This is a genomic window from Pseudomonas sp. E1MeOHC2 (assembly GCF_058745025.1).
On sequence record NZ_CP196675.1, the window covers coordinates 5,343,125 to 5,363,916 of the forward strand.

The 20,792-nt window shown below is 61.2% G+C and carries 14 protein-coding genes and 2 pseudogenes; 14 read left to right on the forward strand and 2 right to left on the reverse strand.

Annotated features, from left to right (window positions below; genetic code table 11):
- Together ACSSU5_RS24235 and ACSSU5_RS24240 are read right to left on the reverse strand one after the other, a co-directional pair.
- Positions 1–1,785 (reverse strand): GMC family oxidoreductase, encoded by a 1,785-nt coding sequence (locus tag ACSSU5_RS24235; RefSeq protein WP_264313278.1) that lies wholly within the window; start codon positions 1,783–1,785, stop codon positions 1–3.
- Positions 1,786–1,788: 3 nt separating this feature from the next.
- Positions 1,789–2,529 (reverse strand): gluconate 2-dehydrogenase subunit 3 family protein, encoded by a 741-nt coding sequence (locus ACSSU5_RS24240; protein WP_492560050.1) that lies wholly within the window; start codon positions 2,527–2,529, stop codon positions 1,789–1,791.
- A 299-nt stretch (positions 2,530–2,828) separates the two neighbouring features.
- Between ACSSU5_RS24240 and pmrG the strand changes: the two genes are divergently transcribed.
- The 14 genes and pseudogenes from pmrG to alkB all read left to right on the forward strand — a co-directional run bounded on the left by pmrG (position 2,829) and on the right by alkB (position 20,727).
- The gene (gene pmrG, locus ACSSU5_RS24245) at positions 2,829–3,518 is read left to right on the forward strand and encodes a lipopolysaccharide core heptose(II)-phosphate phosphatase PmrG (RefSeq protein WP_264313276.1); all 690 of its coding nucleotides are present in this window, start codon (positions 2,829–2,831) and stop codon (positions 3,516–3,518) included.
- Positions 3,519–3,520: 2 nt separating this feature from the next.
- The gene (locus ACSSU5_RS24250; protein ID WP_492560051.1) at positions 3,521–4,399 is read left to right on the forward strand and encodes a phosphatase PAP2 family protein; all 879 of its coding nucleotides are present in this window, start codon (positions 3,521–3,523) and stop codon (positions 4,397–4,399) included.
- 342 nt (positions 4,400–4,741) lie between these two features.
- Positions 4,742–5,003, forward strand: a pseudogene (locus tag ACSSU5_RS24255) (type IVB secretion system protein IcmH/DotU); the annotation flags it as partial.
- Positions 5,004–5,053: 50 nt separating this feature from the next.
- Positions 5,054–7,234, forward strand: a complete 2,181-nt coding sequence (locus ACSSU5_RS24260) for a type VI secretion system Vgr family protein (protein WP_492560052.1) — start codon at positions 5,054–5,056, stop codon at positions 7,232–7,234.
- The gene (locus ACSSU5_RS24265; protein WP_492560053.1) at positions 7,234–8,112 is read left to right on the forward strand and encodes a DUF4123 domain-containing protein; all 879 of its coding nucleotides are present in this window, start codon (positions 7,234–7,236) and stop codon (positions 8,110–8,112) included. The genes ACSSU5_RS24260 and ACSSU5_RS24265 overlap by 1 nt, the downstream gene beginning before the upstream one ends.
- A gap of 11 nt (positions 8,113–8,123) precedes the next feature.
- The gene (locus ACSSU5_RS24270) at positions 8,124–10,796 is read left to right on the forward strand and encodes a T6SS effector BTH_I2691 family protein (RefSeq protein WP_492560054.1); all 2,673 of its coding nucleotides are present in this window, start codon (positions 8,124–8,126) and stop codon (positions 10,794–10,796) included.
- Positions 10,796–11,932, forward strand: coding sequence for a DUF6708 domain-containing protein (locus ACSSU5_RS24275; protein ID WP_492560055.1), 1,137 nt, complete (start codon positions 10,796–10,798; stop codon positions 11,930–11,932). The genes ACSSU5_RS24270 and ACSSU5_RS24275 overlap by 1 nt, the downstream gene beginning before the upstream one ends.
- Positions 11,933–12,036: 104 nt before the next feature.
- A pseudogene (locus ACSSU5_RS24280) lies at positions 12,037–13,028 on the forward strand (T6SS effector BTH_I2691 family protein); the annotation flags it as partial.
- A complete protein-coding gene (locus ACSSU5_RS24285) occupies positions 13,028–14,164 on the forward strand; it encodes a DUF6708 domain-containing protein (RefSeq protein WP_492560056.1) in 1,137 nt (378 codons plus the stop codon). The pseudogene ACSSU5_RS24280 and the gene ACSSU5_RS24285, both read left to right, overlap by 1 nt.
- Positions 14,165–14,401: 237 nt before the next feature.
- Positions 14,402–15,730 (forward strand): hypothetical protein, encoded by a 1,329-nt coding sequence (locus ACSSU5_RS24290; RefSeq protein ID WP_492560057.1) that lies wholly within the window; start codon positions 14,402–14,404, stop codon positions 15,728–15,730.
- Between the two features lie 32 nt (positions 15,731–15,762).
- A complete protein-coding gene (locus tag ACSSU5_RS24295) occupies positions 15,763–17,994 on the forward strand; it encodes a cadherin-like domain-containing protein (protein WP_492560058.1) in 2,232 nt (743 codons plus the stop codon).
- 16 nt (positions 17,995–18,010) lie between these two features.
- Positions 18,011–18,484, forward strand: a complete 474-nt coding sequence (locus ACSSU5_RS24300) for a curlin (RefSeq protein ID WP_492560059.1) — start codon at positions 18,011–18,013, stop codon at positions 18,482–18,484.
- 16 nt (positions 18,485–18,500) lie between these two features.
- Positions 18,501–19,946 carry a curlin gene (locus tag ACSSU5_RS24305; RefSeq protein ID WP_264313265.1) on the forward strand — a complete coding sequence of 482 codons (1,446 nt, stop codon included), beginning with the start codon at positions 18,501–18,503 and terminating at the stop codon, positions 19,944–19,946.
- Positions 19,947–20,082: 136 nt separating this feature from the next.
- Positions 20,083–20,727 carry a DNA oxidative demethylase AlkB gene (gene alkB / locus ACSSU5_RS24310; RefSeq protein ID WP_492561361.1) on the forward strand — a complete coding sequence of 215 codons (645 nt, stop codon included), beginning with the start codon at positions 20,083–20,085 and terminating at the stop codon, positions 20,725–20,727.
- Positions 20,728–20,792 lie beyond the last annotated feature (65 nt).

A 20,792-nucleotide genomic window follows, 5' to 3' on the forward strand; every position in this document is an offset into this window, starting at 1 on the left:
TCAAGCCTGAACCAGTGGGCCAGGGTTTTTCAGGTACTGCTCGCGGATCGCGCGTGCCGACCAGTACGTCAGTGCCGCCACCAACCCGGTCGGGTTGTAACCCAACCCTTGCGGAAACGCCGAGGCTCCCGGGACGAAGACGTTGTGTACGTCCCAGCTCTGCAGATAGCGGTTAAGCGCACTGGTCTTAGGGTCGGTGCCCATGATCGCGCCACCGTTGAGGTGAGTGGTCTGGTAGCTGGCGGTATTGAAGTGCTCTTTGACCTTCTTGCCCAGCACGGCAATGGCCTTAGGGTTCATCGCCTGGGCGATCTTGCTGAGCTTGTCGACCATGAACTGGTTCATCTTGATGTCGTTTTCCTGCCAGTCGAAGGTCATGCGCAGCAGCGGTTGGCCGAAGGCGTCGCGGTAGGTCGGGTCCAAGTCCAGGTAGTTGCCACGGTACGACTGGTGCGCGCCATGGGCGTCCATCGAAACCTGGTGGGTGTAGTAGTCGGCCGTGGCCTTTTTCCAGGCGCTGCCCCAGGTGGGCGTGCCGGGCGGGTTGGCGATGCCGGCGATCGGGCGGCTGCCCGCCTGGTTGACCCACATGGGCGAGCCACCGACGAAACCGTGTGGCCCGTGGTCGAAGTTGTCGGCATTGAAATCATCGATCGCGATACCGTTGCCGCCGGCGCCGATGAAGTTGTTGGTGTAGGTGTCCTTGTCGAAGAACGCTTTGACTGTGCCCATGTTCTGGTACGCGAAGTTGCGCCCGACAACGCCTTCGTTGTTGACCGGGTCGTACGGCTTGCCGATGCCCGACAGCAGCATCAGGCGCACGTTGTTGAACTGGAACGCCGCGAGGATGACCAGCTCCGCCGGTTGTTCCACTTCACGGCCTTGTGCGTCGATGTAGGTCACGCCCGTAGCTTTACGCTTGCTGTCATCCAGGTTCACCCGCAGCACATGGGCATTGGCGCGCAGTTCGAAGTTCGGCACTTGGCGCAGCGCCGGCAGGATGTTCACGTTGGGCGAGGCTTTGGAGTACATGTAGCACACGTAGCCGCTGCAAAAACCGCAGAAGTTGCACGGCCCCATTTGTGCGCCATAAGGGTTGGTGTAAGGGCCGGAGGTGTTGGCCGACGGCAGGTTGTAGGGCTTGTAGCCAAGGCTGCTCGCGGCCTTTTCGAACAGCTTTGCCGACACCACGTTTTTCTGCGCGGGCAGCGGGAACGGGTTCGAGCGATCAGGGGCATAAGGGTTGCCGCCCTTCCCTTCGCCGACCCGCGTGCCGTTCACGGTCCAGGCCTGGCCCGAGGTGCCGAAGACCTTCTCGGCAAAGTCGAAGTACGGTTCAAGCTCCTGGTACGTGACGCCGAAGTCCTGGATGGTCATGTCCTCAGGGATGAACGCCTTGCCATAGCGCTCTTCGTAATGGCTGCGCATGCGCAGCTCGATCGGGTCTACCCGAAAGTGCACGCCAGACCAGTGCAGGCCCGCACCACCCACGCCCTTGCCAGGCAAGAAGGCACCCAACTGGCGGTTGGGCAGCGCGACGTCGTTGATGCTGTGGCGGATGGTGACGGTCTCTTTCGACACATCGACGAACAGCTTCTTGCGCACGCTGTAGGTCAGTTCATCGATCACCTGCGGGTAGCTGCCCTCCGGGTAGGTGTCCTGCATTGGGCCACGCTCCAGGGCAACCACGTGCAGCCCGGCTTCGGTCAGTTCCTTGGCCATGATCGCGCCGGCCCAGCCGAAGCCAACGATCACAGCGTCTACTTTCTGCAACACATTCGCCATGGCTCAGGCCCTCTCGCCGCGGATGGACACTGCCGGGAACGGGTAAGGCTCATTGCGCTCGACCCAGTCCATGAAGTCAGCCCGGGCGCCGGGGAAGCCGATCTGGGTCCAGCCCACCATGCCTTTGTTGCCGCCGTGAATCGGGTCGCAGAAGAACCCTTCGCGGGTATTCTGCACCAGCAGGCTGAAAAACAGCTTCGCCGGCAGTGCGTCGAAAACCAGCTCACCGGCTTCGACCTTGCCGAGAATACGGTCTCGGGTAGCGCTATCTTGCGCAGCAAAAACTTGACCGGAGTTGGCTTTGCACCAGCCATCCACAGCGGCGATGCCCAGGCGATAGATCTGTTGCGGGCTGAGCTGCAACTGGTAGCCCAGCTCTGGCGCGGCGTCGGCGTTGAACGGCCCCTGCATGTACCACTGCGCGCCGGTCGCGTAGGGGGTATTCATCTGGCGGTCGATGAACTCGGCGGCCCCGGCCTCAAGCGCGCCCGGGCCCAGTTCATCGGCAGGGATGATACGGGCCACCGCCGCTTGCACGAAGGCCCATTCTTCGGCCGTGAAAAAGGTCGGCTGATAATTGCCCGCCGGCGCAGCGGCAGGCACCTTGGGCTCACGCACCGGCTCGGCCAGCAGTTGGCTGGCACCCAGGCCCAGCCCGGTGCTGGCCACGGTCGCGACGGGTATCAAGGTCAAGGTCTTGCGCAGGAATTCCCGGCGCGGATTGTCTGGGGCATGCTCAGGCATTTCTAATCCTCATCAGCGTTTAGGGCGGCCTTGGGTTGCGCCATCTGATTTTTCAATGGAGTACGTGCGCCGGGGGCGCGTGTAGCAGACAGCCGAATAATCTAGCGCGTTCAGAAATGTTTTGAAACCGGTTTCATCCTTGACTTTTGTGGCCTCCGCCAATCGCCAAGCACGACGGATAAGGTATTTTTCACATCAGCCTCACCCTCTGCCGACATCCTGCTTCCTAAAGTGCGTCCACTTTTGCACAGGCCGAACCCCAGTTCGCCTCCGTTGCCCGCGCTCACTGGAGTGACAGCATGTTGCATGGCGTCATCGACACCTCCCCGGTCCTCAAACTCGCCCAGCCCTACCGATTGCCCCGCGCCAGAGCGCTGCTGGCGGCCTTGTGCGTCTCGGTCGCGCTGGCGGCTATCGTTGCCTGGGCATCAGCACGCCCGGCCATGGCCGACCTTGGCAACCCGCATGCGCTGCACGGCAGCGGCCTCTATAGCGCCTGGTCCAAAGGTTCGGTTGTGGTTGTGCTGCGCCACGCCGAACGCTGCGACCGCTCTCGTGGTGCCTGCCTGGGCGACCCCACCGGCATTACCCTGGCGGGCAGCCGGGTAGCCACCGATGTCGGCCAGGGCCTGCACCGCCTTGGCCTGCGTAACGCCGATGTGTGGGCCAGCCCCGAGGTGCGCACCCAGCAAACCGCGCAGTTCATGTTCGGCAAGGCCATCGCCACACAGGGCTGGCTCAATCAATGTGACCACACCTTCGCCAGTAATGCCTTCGCCCACAAGCAACCCGGCCGCAACCTGGTGCTGGTCAGTCACAGTGGCTGCATGGAACAGGTAGAGCAGCAACTCCAGGTTGCCACTGACGCCGACACGAACAGCTACGCCAGTGCGCTGTTCATCACCCTGGGCGAAAACGGCAAGCCGCGGGTGCTAGGCCAGATGGCTGCCAGCCAGTGGCGCAAACTTGCCAATGCTCGGGAAATCTAACCATGCCCCTCTCCGCACGCGCCGCCTTCTACCGCAACAACCTGCTGCTGCCACTGTTGCTGGCAGCCATTGTGTTCGTGGCATTCGACCTGACCGAGCTCGACCGCTGGATCAGCAACCTGCTGATCGACCCGGCCACCGGCCAGTTTCCGCTGTTGCACGATCAGTGGTTCGAAAAGGTCACCCACAAGTGGCCACGGGTATTACCGAACTGGACCGGCGAGCTGGCCGTGATCGGCTCGCTGCTGTCGTTTGCCTGGCCCCGCCTGGCCAACCATCCTCAGTGGCGGTTGACCCGGTTGCTGGAGGCAACCCGAATCGCGCCGGTGTTGCGCTTCACTACCCACCATCGGCGCGATTTGTTGTTCGTGGTGGTCGCTTTTGCGCTGTGCACCACGGTCATCCACTACCTGAAAAGCCATACCAGCGTGTACTGCCCGGTGGAAACGACGCTGTACGGCGGCCAGCAGGCCAGGGTCGAGTGGTTCGAGCACTTCTCCTGGCTGAACAAGGCCGGCGATGGCCGCTGCTGGCCAGGGGGTCATGCCTCCAGCGGTTTCACCTTGTTGGCCTTGTACTTCGTGGCGCTACGCCACCGCTGGGCGCATGCGCGCAAGCTGCTGGTGGCGATACTGATAGTCGGCTTTGTCTACGGCACTACGCGGGTGCTGCAGGGTTGGCATTACATGTCCCACACATTCTGGGCCGGCATCTTTGTCTGGTTCACCACCTGGGCCACCGCGCTGCTGTTCTATGGGCGTAGCGCTTTGCAGGCGCCGAGCCACAGCCCTGCAAGGCAGGGTTCCCCAGCCCCTTCGATCAGCCCACTGCCTTTGCAAGCGCGACTTTGCGCCGAGAAAGCGCCGCATCGGAATGCTTGAAAACACCCCGCGCCTTCTCTACCTGCAACTAATTGTTTCTTATACAGAGCAGAATTCGAACTTTCCTACAACGTTTTAGGACGCTCAATACTCTCCCATGAATTGATTCCTCGTTAGTGTTTCGGCTTCAGCTAAATGCATTCGTCGGGCCGCATGGGCGGTCCATGCCCATTGCATACGCTGCCTGCCGGAACACGAGGATCAGGAATGTCCAGCGAGCCCGATGGCACTGCCAGAACAGTGCCCACCAACAAGCCAATCCTGCTTGAAGACGTGCGTGGGGAGCAGCCATCGCATACCCGTGCAACACGTGAAATCACCGCAAACGCGCAACCTGTCGGTTACGCCGCCGACCCGGTCTTCCAGGGCAATGAAACCCTCAACGCGCTGATCTCTCGGATACACGCTCATGCGCGCACTCCGCGGCCCCACGCCGGAGCAGGTGTGCGCCCCCTATTCCAATGTCGCTCATTGCCCCCATCGCATGCGCCGGGAATGGCCCTGGGTGCGCTCGGTCATCGCCATGGCCTGCGCCTACGGCTACCGCCTGAACCTGCTGACCGCCGAAGTTTTGCAGTCGCTCAACGCCGTCTTGCAGCAGTAGCGGGCAAGTGCTCGTCATGACCGTACTCAGGCACTTTCGAGGGAATCCGCATGCCTAGCCAATCCGATTTGCGCTTCACCTTCCAGCCGCTGGTTGGCCAGATTGAGTTTGAAGTGGTTTCGTTCGAGCTCGACGAAGCGATCAGCGCACCCTTCCATTTGAGCCTGGAGCTGATGAGTTACCAAGACGATGTCGATTTCGGCCAGTTGCTCGACCAACCGGTGCTGTTCACCCTCTGGCGGGGAGACCAACCGCTGCGCTACGTGCACGGCCTGGTCAGCACCTTCAGCCAAGGAGAGACGGGCTTTTACCGCACGCGTTACCGCGCCGTGGTCGAACCCATGCTGGCACGTGCCCGGCTGCGCTCGAACTGGCGCATCTTCCAGGAGAAAAGCGTGCCGCAAATTCTCGAAATCATGCTTGAGCGCCAGGGCATCCTTCATTCTGAGCTGCACAGCAGCGGCGAACATCAGGTACGGGAGTTCTGCGTGCAGGCGGGTGAAACCGACCTGGACTTCATCGCCCGCCTCGCCGCCGAAGAGGGCTTCGTCTACCGCTTCGAGCACACACCAAAACACCACATGCTGGTCATCACCGACCGGTTGCTCTCGCTGGGTCAAATCAGCCGCGGTGTCATCAAGACCGATGATGACGATGAAGGGTTCGTCGATGACGATGACATCGACCCCAACGCCGTGCTGTACCACGCCAATAGTGGTGGCGTTCAGGCAAGGCCTTGTCTACGCCGCCTGCGCTACAGCGGGCAGGTACGTACTGCACGTCAGGTGCAGCGCGACTATACGTTCACCAACCCGGCCTACCACCAGGAACACCGCGCAGAAGCGAGTGGCCTGACACACCAATCCACCGCGTACGAGCGCTTTGACTACCCCGGTCGCTACAAGCGTGATGCGGTTGGCGTGCCCTTCACCGCCACCCGGATCACCGCGTTGTGCCACGATGCCCGCATCGCCGAAGTGCAAGGCGATGACGTGCGCCTGCAACCGGGGCTGAGCTTCACCCTGATCGAGCACCCGCGGCCAGATTTGAACGTGCACTGGCGTGTGATCAACGTGCACCACGAAGGTACCCAGTTCACCAGCCTGCAGGAGGCAGCCGCCGGGGCCAGGCAAGGCACGCGCTACACGCAAGACGCAGTGCTGGTGCCAGGCAGAGCCGAATGGCGCCCGGCACCGTTGGCCAAGCCGCGCATCGACGGCCCGCACATGGCCACCGTCGTCGGCCCACCTGGCGAGGAGATCTATTGCGACAAGTGGGGCCGGGTCAAGGTCAGCTTCCCCTGGGACCGGGAGAGCGAAAACAATCAATTCAGCTCCTGCTGGGTGCGGGTGTCGCAAGGCTGGGCCGGTGGCAGCTGGGGCTCGATGGCCATCCCGCGTATTGGCCAGGACGTGATCATCCAGTACGTCAATGCCGACCCCGACCAGCCGATGATCATCGGCCGCACCTACTGCGGCAATCAGCTGCCGCCATACGACCTGCCCGAGCACAAGACGCGCATGACCCTCAAGAGCCAGACCCACAAGGGCGATGGCTTCAACGAACTGCGTTTCGAGGACGAACTGGGTCGCCAGGAAGTGTTCATCCACGCAGAAAGGGACCAGAACAACGTTGTAAAGCATAACGAAACGACGCAGGTCGGCAACGATCGCGCCGAACAGGTCGCACGTGACGAAACCGTTTCGATTGGCCAGGACCGCCGGGAAGATGTCGGCCGGGACGAATCCGTCAGCATCGGCCAAAACCGGATGCACGAAATCGGCAATGACGACAGCCTGACCATTGGCCGGACGCACACGATCGTCACAGGCCAGGACCGCATCGAGAAGGTGGGCAACCAGCGCCAGGACATTACCAAAGCCAACCACACGGTAGAAATCGGTGGCCACCTCGAACAGGTGGTGGCCGGCCATCAGTTATTGCAAACCGGTGAAGCCATCCGGCACACCACCAAGGTTTATGACATAGCAGTCAGCGAGAGCCTCACGATCAGAAGCCCAGGCGGGCTGCTGCGAATCGATGGCGCCGGTATCACGCTGGACGGCGTGGCACTGGCCTTCAAAGGGCCGATCAACCAGCAGGTAAAAGGCAGCCAACGCACAACCTCGACTGCGGGCATTCCTGAGCCCGGCGAGCCCATTTGCCTCAGTTGCCTGCTGAAAGCAATCGCAAACGGCCACAACATGATCCGGATGGGAGGAGCAAGCTGATGCCCAGCCCATTCGTCAGAGCACTGGTCAAGGTACTGCGAGCGTCGGACCGGTACCGCCTGAGCGCGGTTGTGGAAATGGCCGATCTTTCCGCCGAAGCGCGGGAAAACCTGATCCAGTACTACGCGCAGCGCTGCTGGCCACTGTTGCAGCAAGCCCAATTCAGCAACTTGCGGGCAGTGGGCCCGTGGCTGTTCGGTTCGCGTCCCGGCTCCGATGTTGCAGCCCAGTACGACTTTAGATGGCAGCTCGAACAAGGTGCAGCGAATGCGGTATGTGGCTGGATAGTCAGCGCATTGCCACCTGCCGAACTCGCCCTGCACTTGAGCCAAGCCAACATCGTCACCGGCGCAGATGGCCATGCGTACCTTCTGCGCTACCACACCGCTGCAGCCCTGCAAGTGCTCGATAGCCACCGCCACTTGCCTGGGGTGAGCGAATGGTGGGCGCCCATCCATCACTGGTGGGCAGCTGCAGCACATCCGCACAAGAAGATGTGGTTGCAAATAGCTGGCGACGATCAACCTCAAGCGGCGCACGCCCCCCCGATCACACTGGACGAAAACTGTTGGGCAGCATTGGCGGGCGACCCGCTGAGCTACCAACTTGCCGAGGTGCTGAAGGACGATCAGTCCTGCCCAGCCTTGGCCGCTGCATGCCACGGCACGCGGGTCGGCCTGATCCAGCATTACCTCGATCAGGCACGCGAGCAAGGCCTGGTCCGTGAGGCGGATCTCATCACTTATGTACTGATGATGGCTGGCGACGGTGATCAGCTCAACAAATCACCGGCCTGGCAGGACGCAATCGTCGCCACCCGCGAACAGCACACCGCCCTTATCGACAACGTGCAGCGAAGCCTGCGCACAAAGGACTGAGGCACACGCCCATGGATTCGCTCACCGACACGCTCGAATTGTGCAGACGCGTTACATCCGGCTACCGCCCCGCGCTACGCAACAGCCCCGTCGCCGACTGCACCCGCCGCTTCGAACTGCTGCCCCTGCGCTATGCCGCCGTAGGTGGCAACCCAGCACAACGTGCCCGCTTGCCCAAGCTGCCAGGCTACCTCAACCCCTTTCACGATATAGATGAACTGACCCACTCCAGCTACGCCATCCGCCCGCTGCGCGAAGGCTTTCTCTACCTGCTGATCAAACGCCACAGCGCACCGGCCTACGAATGGCACAGCCAGTACCGCGTGGCGCCAAACGGCTCACTGCTGTACATCAGCGCCGACGCCCCTTGGGAGGCCGCCCCGAGCGCAGGCAACCTGGAGGACATCATCCGCGCATTCGGCTGGACCATCACCCTTTACGACCTGGACGACATCCAGGAACTACGCCCGTTGTTCAGCCCCTCCCCGCTCACGCCGCGCATGCTCGACAACTACCGCCTGCTCGAAGACGAGTACCGCAGCAGCCTGCCCGCGATTGATATCGCAGGGTTCATTCAGCCCTCTGATGCGCCGCCACAGCCCCACGTGCTCAAGCACGACCAGTTGAGCTGGGTAGCCGACTTCAAGGCCCAGGACGACGCAGACCTGCAAGCGCTGCTCGACCTGCAGCCGTTCAACAACGCTCAAATCGTATCCCCGCACGCGTCACGGCAAGCCCTGGCACCGCCCATCAATCAAACCAAGCCGCGCGGCGCCGCCATCGTGATCGAGGATGCCATCGGCATTACCCAGGAACTCAATGCCTGGCGCAACGCAGCCGTCGAGGAGGTGAAGACGAACTGGCTGCAGCGCACCGTGGAACCCGGCGTGGACAATGAACGCAAACTGCTTGTTGCGCAGTCGTTTCTGGAGATCGAGAAGCTCTACCCGCAGATGATGGCCGAGCGGATCGTCAAGCGCGAGGTCATGGCCGAGGCCGTGCGCAAGCAGCCAGTGACGCCTGTGGACTTCTACGGGTTTACCGAACACGCACGCCAGCAGGCCGACGCGCATGACGCACGGATGAAACCGCATCTGGCGCAGTACGAACGCGAAGTCCGGGCCAAGGTTCAGGCCCGCCAGGATGCTGGCGAATTCAGCAAGAAGTTCGACCAGAAATACGGCCATCTGGTCGATCGCCAAGCCATGCACGATCAGCTCGAAGGCTTCGAGCAGGCAATGCAACAGGCTCAGCAGGCTGCAGAAGAACGCTCCAAGGACCATACCCGATGGCTCCTTAGTGAACGCCTGCTGCAGGCCCTGGACCGCTACGACAACGCCGACCTGATCAATGGCTTGGCCTTTGCCGAGCAGACTGGCCAGTGCGTGATCGGCATGGAGCTAAGCAAATGGGGCACGACCGTACTGGACCACTGGTGGCGCAGTGATGTGGCGGCCCGGGGCAACCTGGCGATGCGCGGTATCACCTACAACCAGGATGACATCCGCGAAGAGCTTGCCGCGCTTCTGGAAGCGGCCAAGGCCGAACCGGCCTCAGCGACATCGTTCACGTTGCGTGAGTCGCTCGCCCGGCAGGCGCACATCGCGGCAAATGCCTTCGGGCGCATCAACACGCTGTACGAAGAGCTGCAGAGCAGGAACAGTACCGCCAGCATCGGCTTGTATGCCTGGTATGTCGCGCTGGGGCGGCAAGTACTGCGTACCGGGGCACCCAACAGTGTGGACCGCGCGCTGCACCAAGGCCTGCGCCTGACATTGTTTGCCTCGGTGCATGAAACGGCTGTCGACATACGCCTGGGCGAAGCGGCTCGCAGCGGGCAGCCCTTGAACCCACACCGCAGTGGTGCCCAGGTTGCACGCTATCTGGACCAGGCCTGGGCCGAAGGCCTGATGCAGGCCAACAACAGCGACTTTTTCAAGGTTCGTGCTGCAGGCCTGGTGTGTTTGCTCGAAGGCATGCTGATGGCCTTCAAGGCGCGCGAACTGCCCGACAGTGATGTGCGGGTGAAGACCGAACTCTTGGCTGCGGCAATGACTACAGCCGCAGCGGGCTTCGAGATTGGAGCCAGTTATGTGGACCAGGTGGTGACGCGGTATGGCGCGAATAGTGTGACCGGGAGAGGGGCAGCGGCGACCTTGGGGAGGTTGAAGCTTTGGGGGGCTGGCTTGGCAGGTACGGGAGGCCTCGTACTGGCGTGGTGGGACTTCGCCGATGCGGCTGAGCATTTTAAACATCGCCAGGATGGCGCTAACGGAAAAAGTAGAAAAAACTCCGACATTTTGGCGCCCGCCTATGCAATGCGAGCTCTAGCGACTATTGCACTCTCATTGGCGGAAGCAGGAACAGCTATTGCATTCGCCAAGCCCTTTTTTGACTATCTATCCCACAGCGCCAAAAGCAAACTCGTGAGAATGCTAGCAAAATCCATGGGTGTACTTTCAAAAAAACTAGGAACACAAGCTGCTCGCTTCATTCTTTCGCGCTTAATACTGGGGCTCTTCTGGGCAGGCATCATCCTTACGCTAATTATCTATATTTTTGAAGATGATTCTTTAGAGAAATGGTGCAAACGCAGCTGCTTTCGAATGGGGAAAAACTCCAGACCATATGAAGAGCATGAGGAGTTGAATGCTCTACATTCAGCTTTTAGCGAGGTATTATAATGTATTTGATCGAATGGGGCTTCTGGCAAATGGCAACAGAATCAGAGGTCGCACGTAAGGCGTACGAGGCAGAGATTACGCCAAGAGAGAAACGCACCAATCAGGATTTTTATGAGGGCGACGTGGAGAAAGACATACATTTTTTGCAGGTCAGCGAAAAGCCTCACACACGCGGCCCTGTTTTTTCCTTTAATGAAATATTTCTGGAAATGCGTTGCGGCGGTTCGGAAGAAAAGCGGGGGCTAATTACACTTATCACATTAGCCGGAATTCTCCCAGGCATTGCCTTAGGACTCTATATAGCAGCTGGCTCCATCTGGCTCGACATCACAAGCCGTGCTTCAAGCTCTTTTTTAGCAGTAGTGCTCACGATTACCTTGGCTTTGGCTTCAGGAACCGCACTATACTTTTTCTCAAAATACGGCATAAAGCTTAGTCGATTAGAAATGCTGACCACCCGCCATCTGCTTATTCGCTTCAATCGAAAAACCCAACAAGTCCACCTCCATCGACCAAGCTATTGCGGCGGCATCGTAACCTTCCCCTGGAAAACAACCGGAAGCACAGGCATCTACCCAGAGGACGACTCGCTCAGCGTAGGCATGAGACTAGGCCTGGTCTGGCACCCCAGCCGTACCGGCCTCCCCCACATGGAAATGGCCCTACTCGGCAAGCAAGGCCAGGGCGGCAGCGAACTCCGTGATGAATGGGAATTCATCCGCCGCTACATGGAGGAAGGCCCCCACGCCGTCCCCCGCCCCCGCCTGAGCACCCAACTACCCTCGCCCATCCAGGCATTTAGCGCCCAGTTCGAAGGCCTGGGCCGTTTCTTCCGCAAAAGCAGCTGGCTGTTCAAACTCGCAATGCTCATGGTCTGGCCCGCTTTCGTCATTATCGGCACCGCGCACTGGGTCAGCCTGCTGCTGTGCTGGCGACCACGCTGGCCGAAGGTGATCCGCGAGGCCGGCTTGCCCGGCAAGCCAGTGCCCCCAGCAACCACCTTGAGTGACTACCCGCCCGACATCCAGGAACGCCTGCTCGCCAATGCCGACCGTTGGCAGCTCAAATCTGGCAACCGTCCGGAGAAGAAACCACGCAAACCGCGTACGCCCAAAAAGCCGAAGGCGTTCGATTGATGTCATCCATCATCGACACGCTCGACCTGTGCAGGCGTACCACATGCAGCTACCGCCCCGCGTTATGTGGCAACCCAGCCCAACGCGCACGCTTGCTCAAACTGCATGTCACGCTGGAGCGGCAAGTACTGCGTACCGGAACACCCAACAGTGTGGACCGCGCGCTGCACCAAGGCCTGCGCCTGACTTTGTTTGCCTCGGTGCATGAAACGGCTATCGACATACGGCTGGGCGAAGCGGCTCGCAGCGGGCAGCCCTTGAACCCACAACGCAGTGGTGCCCAGGTTGCACGCTATCTGGACCAGGCCTGGGCCGAAGGCCTGATGCAGGCCAACAACAGCGACTTTTTCAAGGTTCGTGCTGCAGGCCTGGTGTGTTTGCTCGAAGGCATGCTGATGGCCTTCAAGGCGCGCGAACTGCCCGACAGTGATGTGCGGGTGAAAACCGAACTCTTGGCTGCGGCAATGACTACAGCCGCAGCGGGCTTCGAGATTGGAGCCAGTTATGTGGATCAGGTGGTGACGCGGTATGGCGCGAATAGTGTGACCGGGAGAGGGGCTGCGGCGGCCTTGGGGAGGTTGAAGCTTTGGGGGGCTGGCTTGGCGGGTGTGGGCGGCGGAATGCTGGCATGGTGGGATTTTGCAGATGCGGTTGAGCATTTCAAGAGTGGCCTGGATGGACCTAGTGGACAGATCAGAAAAAATCCAAACTCTTGGCTACTTCATACTTTGTACGAGCGGCGGCGACTATCACACTTTCACTGGCGGAATTGGGAACGGCAATCGCAATCGCAAAGCCACTCTTTGACCATTTATCCCTTAACGCCAAAACTAAGCTCTCAAGGATGCTAGCCAGATCCGCAGGAACGCTCGCCAAACATCTCGGAACGCAAGCCGCCCGCCTAATACTTGCCCGCTTAGTTCTAGGTGCCTTTTGGATAGGCTTAGCCCTAACAATCTTAATCTATATACTTGAAGACGACAGCTTGGAGAAGTGGTGCAAGCGTAGTAGTTCTCGCTTTGGAAGAAGCGCCAAGCCGTATGACGAACAAGAAGAGTTGAAGGCTCTACACTCTGCATTCAGCGAGATCTCATAATGTATTTGATCGAATGGGGATTCTGGCGGATGGCAACCGCATCAGAATCGGCACGCAAATCGCTCGAACTAGAGATGGCGCCGGCAGAAAAACGCGCTAATCAAGATTTCTATCAGAGTGACTTGGAGGAAGAGATGCACTTCCAATCCGTCAGCGAAAGGCCTTACGCTAGAGGTCCCGTTTTTGCCTTTAACGAGATATTTCTAGAAATGCGCTGTGGAGGATCTGAAGAAAAGCGCGGTCTTATTACGCTCGCAACCCTCGGAGGGATTGCCCCGACCGTCATCATCTCAGCAATCTTCACCATTGGCTTCATATGGTTGGACATAATCGACCATGAAGCCCGCTCCCCAATTACAATGCTCGCCACACTTATAATGTCATTCGTTTCCACGACCATAATTTACTTATATTCGAGGTATGGAGTTCGTCTAACTCGACTGGAAATGTTGACCAGCCGCCATCTGCTTATTCGCTTCAATCGAAAAACCCAACAAGTCCACCTCCATCGACCAAGCTATTGCGGCGGCATCGTAACCTTCCCCTGGAAAACAACCGGAAGCACAGGCATCTACCCAGAGGACGACTCGCTCAGCGTAGGAATGAGACTAGGCCTGGTCTGGCACCCGAGCCATACCGGCCTCCCCCACATGGAAATGGCCCTACTCGGCAAGCAAGGCCAAGGCGGCAGCGAGCTCCGTGACGAATGGGAATTCATCCGCCGCTACATGGAGGAAGGCCCACACGCCGTCCCCCGCCCCCGCCTGAGCACCCAACTACCCTCGCCCATCCAGGCATTTAGCGCCCAGTTCGAAGGCCTGGGCCGTTTCTTCCGCAAAAGCAGCTGGCTGTTCAAACTCGCCATGCTCATGGTCTGGCCCGCTTTCGTCATCATCGGCACCGCGCACTGGGTCAGCCTGCTGCTGTGCTGGCGACCGCGCTGGCCGAAGGTGATTCGCGAGGCCGGTATGCCGGGCAAACCAGTACCTGCACCCACCACCTTGAGTGACTACCCGCCCGAAATCCAGGAACGCCTGCTCGCCAATGCCGACCGTTGGCAGCTAAAGCCCGGCAAGCGCCCCGAGAAAAAGCCACGCAAACCGCGCACCTCCAAATCGCCAAAAACACCGACATAGAAGCGGGCTGCACAGCCCTCCCACCGTCGCACGCGAGTGGGTCGCAAGCACCGACCCAATTCCCCAATGCTGGGGGAACGGGGCCCATTGGCAAGGGCCTGAAAAGAAACTCACGAAACGGCTGCATCTCCCGTAGCGCAAGGCCTGCGACTCAGTTTTCACGGTTTGGCACGCCTATTGCCGATCTCCTCCCAGACGCCCCAAGTCCATGGGCCCGTTTGCAGGAGGAATTGACTCATGCACCGACCGATACCCCACCCGCTGGCAGTGGCGATTTTCGCCGGTATGCTCCAGCTCCCGGCGCAGGCTGCGTTGAACGCTGTCGACCCCGGTCCCTACAACCTTGCCAACGGCAACTTTGCAGGTTGGTACCAGGACAGTCACGGTCGTACCCTCGACCTGTGCCTGACCAAAGCGGTGAGTTCCAGGGTCGCCGGCGCCCCCGGCGCACCGGCGTACATGTGCACACTGCTCCCGACCCCCGGCGTGTTCGATGACACCCAACCCATCGCCTTCCCCACCAACTTCCCCGACGAAGCCTTCTGGTTCACTGCCGACGCTGCCATCGTCGACGCTGCGCGCGACATCGACCTGAGCTACGGCACGGCAATCGAGGCAGCGTTCGCCGCCGAAGAGCCGGTCGAGGGCGACCAGGTCAGCTTCGCCCGGGTCCGTATCCGGGTCGATGTGCCCACTGCAGGCACCTATGTGGTGACCCACCCCTACGGCGTCGAAGTCTTTGACGTACCGGCCGGCGGACGGCGGGCGATCAACATGACCCGCGACATCGGCATCGCCGGCGCTGGCGACTTCTCGGGCGCGCTCAAGGGTGATGTCGGGCCGTTCCTGCGCAGCGTCAATGGCCCTTACACCGAAGGCAGCGAGCGCTTCATCGGCGACCCCAACCTCGATGAGCGCGTCACCGGCAGCCCATTCAACACCAACTTCGTGCGCATCGAAGGCCCAGGTGGCATCGACCTGCGTACCGAGCTGTTCTCGATTTCCGGCAAGCTCTCCACCGTTGCCCTGCCCACCCCGTTGATGCCGCAGCGCACGACCTACTCACGGCGTACCGAGAATGGCGACCTGCACGCCCAGCAAGATGTGTTCATCATGGCGCCGCCGCCACCGGCAACCGTCACCCTGACCAGCCAGACGCCCAACCTGAACCTGACCGAAGCCAATGGCACCGGTGCCTGGTATGCCCAATCGGTACTCAACCCGAATGTGCCCACCACGCTGGTACTGACCGCTAACAACAGCGTAGCCATCCCGACCAGCAGCCCGACCACCGCCAACCTGCCACTGACCGACCTGGTGACCATCACCCAGGCCGAATACCGCCTGTCCACGGGCCAACTGACGCTGGTCGCCAGCACCAGTGATGAAACCAGCCCGCCCGTGCTGACCGCCCACACCGGCAACGGCACCTTGATCGGCAACCTCAGTGGCAATGGTGCGGTGAAGACGTTGAGCACAACACTTTCGCCCATTCCGCCGGCCAAGGTGCAAGTCACCAGCGCCAATGGCGGTAGCGACAGCGAAGACGTGGTGCTGGTGCCATGAACAGACAAAGGCTCAGCCCTCAAGGAGGCAGCATGAACACTTGGCCACGCCGTGCGCTGTTCGCCGCCGGTTTCTCCCTCACCGTCACCAGCGCCGCCTTTGCTGCGCTGTCCGATGTCGACCCCGGGCCCTACACCTTCGCCACCGGCGGTTACCCGATGTGGTACAAGGACGGCAACGATCTGTCCCTGGAGCTGTGCCAGTCACGCGCCACCAGTTCGCGGGTCGCGGGTGCACCGGGTGCACCGTCCTACATGTGCACTTTGCTGCCGGAACCGGGCATCTATGACGATGCCTTGCCCCTGGTGTTCCCCAACAACTGGCCACCGGAAATGTTCTGGTTCCTGGCCGAAGCCACCATCCCGGCAGTGGGCAACAGCGGCTATGAACTGGATGCCTATGTCGCAGGCCTGGAGGCTGCCTTTGCGGCCGAAAACCCGGTCGATGGCGACCAGCAGAGCTTCGCCCGTATCCGCATCCGCGTCTCGGTACCACGGGCCGGTGTGTACACCATCACCCACCCTTACGGCGTCGAGACAGTCAACGTCACCACGCCTGGCCGGCGTGCGATCAATATCACCCGTGACATCGGGATCGGTGCACCCGGCAACTTCAGAGGTGCGCTCAACGGTGCGCTTGGCCCTTGGTTGCGAGGCGCTGGCGGGCCGTATCTGGAAGTCAACCCAGACACCGGTGCTACCGAAACCTTCATTGGCGACCCGAACAGAACCGAAACCGTGGTCGGCAGCCCGTTCAACACCAACTTCATCCGCATCGACGGCCCGCCCGGGCGCATCGAGACGTCGCTGTTCACCGTGTCCGGCAAGGTGCTCGACCAGCGTGCGCAAACGCCAGTGACGCTGGAACGCGCCACTTACTCGCGCAACGGCACCGGCACCCGTGTGGAGGTGTACGCCAAGGCGCCGCACGACGCCAGCCTGTGCATGCGTAACGGCCTGGCGCTGATCGGCACGCCGCCTTCGCCTTGCCAGTTCAACCTGGTCGCGGACAACAACGGGCTGTTCTTCAGCCAGCAGTTCAGCCAGACCGTGCCGCCTGCAGTCGTCGTGGTCACTGCCAGCAACAGCACTGCGGGTACCCAGCCGACCGCACTGTCGAGCAAGCTGACCGACGTGGTGAAGGTCAGCACCGCGCGCTACGACTGGGCCAACAAGCGCCTGTTCATCGAGGCCCGCTCCAGCGACGAAGTGGCAATCCCCGACATGCTCGCCCAGGGCTATGGCCGCCTGTCCAAATCGGGCACGCTGCAAAGCCTGACCGTGAATGACCTGGCACAGCCGCCGGCTACTGTCACGGTCAAGTCGGCCCATGGCGGCAGCGATGTGGAACCGGTGATCGTGGTCGGCAATGCGCCGGTCGAGGCCGCCAACCAACCGCCGCTGGCCCAGGCCGATGTCGGCAGCACCAGTGTTGGTATTCCGCTGACCCTCAACCTGCTGCTGAATGACAGCGATCCAGACGGCAACGTACCGCTGAGCATCAGCGACCTGACTCAACCGGGTACCGGCCTTGGCGGCGTTGTGCTCAACGGTACCACCTCGGTGACCTACACCCCGCCAGCCGGTGCCACGCAACCGCTGGTGGCCACCTTCAACTATCGAGCGGTGGACGCCAAAGGCCTCAAGTCGGAGCCGGCCACGGTCACCATCAACGTCGCGCCCAACCAGGCGCCGACGGCCAACCCAGAAACTGTCGCTACCCTGGGCGTGCCGCTGACCATCAACGTGCTCACCAACGACACCGACCCGGAAGGCAACCTGCCGCTGACCGTTGCCGCCGTCACGCAACCCACTGGCGGCCGAGGCACCGTCAGCACCAACGGCACAACGGTAACCTACACCCCACCGGCCACGGTCACTGCAGCCTTTACCACCACCTTCACCTACCAAGTGCGTGACTCACTGGGGGCGCTGTCCAACTCGGGCACGGTCACTGTCAACGTGTCGCCACGCCCAGCCGCCGAGACCTTCGCGGTCACTGCGGCCACGGTCACGGCGCGCTCCAACAACCGATACAACTGGGACATCAGCGGTACCTCGTCGGTGACCACCGGCAACGTCGTTACCGTGCGGGTCACCACCACCACCGGCGTGCAGACACTGGGCACCGCCACGGTACCGGTAAACGGCCGCTGGCGCCTGGCCGTCAGCAACAGCACCACACTGATCCCGACCGCCGCGCCGACGGCGACCATCACCACAAGCCCAGGGACCACACGCACCGTCAACGTAGTCGTGCAGTAAGCGGCGGGAGAACGCCATGAAATGCCTGTATCCATTGCTGCTCTGCCTGGCCCTCGTGGGCCAGGCCAGCGGGGCCGAGGACCTGATGGACAACGCCGACCTTGCGCTCGGCAACGACCTCGGCGACCCCGTGATCATCCGCCTGTTACCGGTCGGCGCCGGCCAGGCAGCGGTGATCGAGCAGCAAGGCACGGGCAACCGCGCCGCCCTCGACCAGAACGGCCAGGCCCTGTTGGGCCGTATCGTCCAGGCCGGCGGCGCCCAGGAGGCGTACATCCTGCAGGAAGGAAGTGACCTGATGGCCAGCATCAGCCAGCAGGGAAATGGCAACAGCGCGTCGATCCGCCAGAGCGGCAGCAGCAACAGCGCTGCCATCGACCAGATCGGCAACAACAACAGCGCCAGCATCGTGCAGTCCGGCACGGGCCTCAACAGCTCCGTGACCCAAGCCGGCAATGGCCAGCATGTTCAGATCACCCAATACCGATAGACCTGGAGGCACCACCATGTTCAAGCTCGCTCCCCTCAGTGCCGCTATCGTCCTGGCCCTTGCAGGTCAGGTCATGGCTGCCGACAGCACCTCGAACCAGACACAGGACGGCAAGGAAAACATTGCCGAAGTGACCCAGACCCTCGCGCCATTCGCTTCGGCCACCCAGTCGCAGACCGGCAAGGGCCACAATCACCTGGCAGTGCAAGCCAACAGCACCAGTGATATCCAGCAGAGTGCCACCGGCTCGTACAACGCAGGTTACGCCGAGCAATTGTACGAAAACGGCAGCCAGATCACCCAGCAGGCCGGTGGTAGCTACAACGACGCCTTCGCCAGCCAGTCGCTGGGCGAAAACAACCAGGTCCTGCAGACCCAGCAAGGCAGCGAGAACCACTCGACCGTGTGGCAGGACAGTCAACAGGGCAGCCAGGTCACCACCTTGCAATCTGGCCAGCGCAACGAAGCCTTCGCCGAACAAACCTTCGGTGGCAGCAACAACCAGAGCCTGATCATCCAGGCCGGTGCCGACAACTATGCCGCCGCCGAGCACCTCACCCACAACGATGGCAACATCCAGATCTACCAGGACGGCAAGGAAAACTGGGCGTACGGCGACCAGCGCGACGGCCAGGGCGGCAGCATCGGCCTTAGCCAGACCGGCACTGGCAACTCGGTGGAGGTCTGGCAGGACACGCAAGTCGCCAGCAAGGCCACCGTCACCCAGACCGGCCAGCTCAACGAAGGCTACATCGACCAGAGCTTTGGCGAGGCCAACAACGCCAGCCTGACGCAAAAAGGCAAGGCCAACGCCAGCTGGTCGGATCAGTTTGAGAGCAACAACTCGACCACCACCATTTCGCAGACCGGCAACAACAACCTGCACTACACCTACCAGAACGGTGAAAACCTGAACTTGACCGTCACCACCCAAGGCAACGGCAACAAGATCACCGCCAGCAACTGGAAAGGCGACAAGATGGGCGGCCAGTTCGGTGCCAACCAGACCGCTGTGGTCAACCAGTACGGTAATGGCAACGGCGTCAACCTGACGCAGAACGGCGACAACCACCTGGCCACGCTGAACCAGACTGGCAATAACAACTCGATGCAGACCAAGCAGGCCGACAGCAACAACGAACTGTTCTTCGAGCAGAACGGCACCGACAACATCCTGATCGCCGACCAGCGCGGCACTGATAACTATGCCTTCGGCAGCACGCAGGGCACCGGCAACTCCATCACCCTGGACCAGTCCGGGTATAGCAACCAGAGCTACACCAACCAGCTCTACGGTAGCGGCAACGAGGTCACCATCAAGCAGGCCGACAGCATCAACGTCGCCTACGTGACCCAGGGCGGACAGGGCAACAAGGCGTTCGTCGACCAGAGCGGTATCGCGCAAACCGCCACCATCAGCCAGCTGGGCAGCGCGAACATGGCCACCGTGACCCAAAAATAACCCGTTCCCCCCTTGGACCGCGGTGCCCACTCTCCCGGGTGCTGCGGTTCCTTTTTCTGTTGCCCCGTACTGCTTTGCCGCCTTGTGCAGGAGCAGCAGGAGTACAATGGAAATCCATCCCGCCTCTGCAACTACCATGATCCAGTCCGACCTCGACCTATTCGGCCCCCAGCCGCAACGCCTGGCCAGCCACACCGTGCTGCTGCCCGGCTTCGCCCTGGCCGAGCTCGAGGCCCTGCTCGACGCCCTGCGCCCGGTGCTGCGCGCCGCGCCGTTCCGGCATATGCAAACGCCCGGCGGCCTGCACATGGCCGTTGCGCTGACCAACTGCGGGGCGCTGGGTTGGGTCAGTGACGAACACGGCTACCGCTACACCCTGACCGACCCACACACCAACAAGCCCTGGCCTGCGCTACCGCCGGTCCTGCTCAGCTTGGCGAATCGCGCCGCAGCCATTGCCGGTTTCCACGATTTCGTCCCCGACGCCTGCCTGGTCAACCATTACCTGCCCGGCACCCGCCTGAGCTTGCACCAGGACCGCAACGAACAGGACTTCGGCCAGCCGATCGTGTCGATTTCACTGGGTTTGCCTGCGGTGTTTCTGCTGGGTGGGCTACAGCGCTCGGACAAAACCCAGCGGGTACCGTTGAACCATGGCGATGTGCTGATCTGGGGCGGTGAAGACCGCTTGCGCTTTCATGGCGTGCTGCCCATCAAACCTGGCGTGCATCCACGCATGGGGGAACGGCGGATCAACCTGACCCTGCGCAAGGCGGGGTAATCGGGTAAAACTTGAACATCCTGGCCTGCCGGGTTTCTAAACAGGAGCTGTTTGAGCTTTTACCA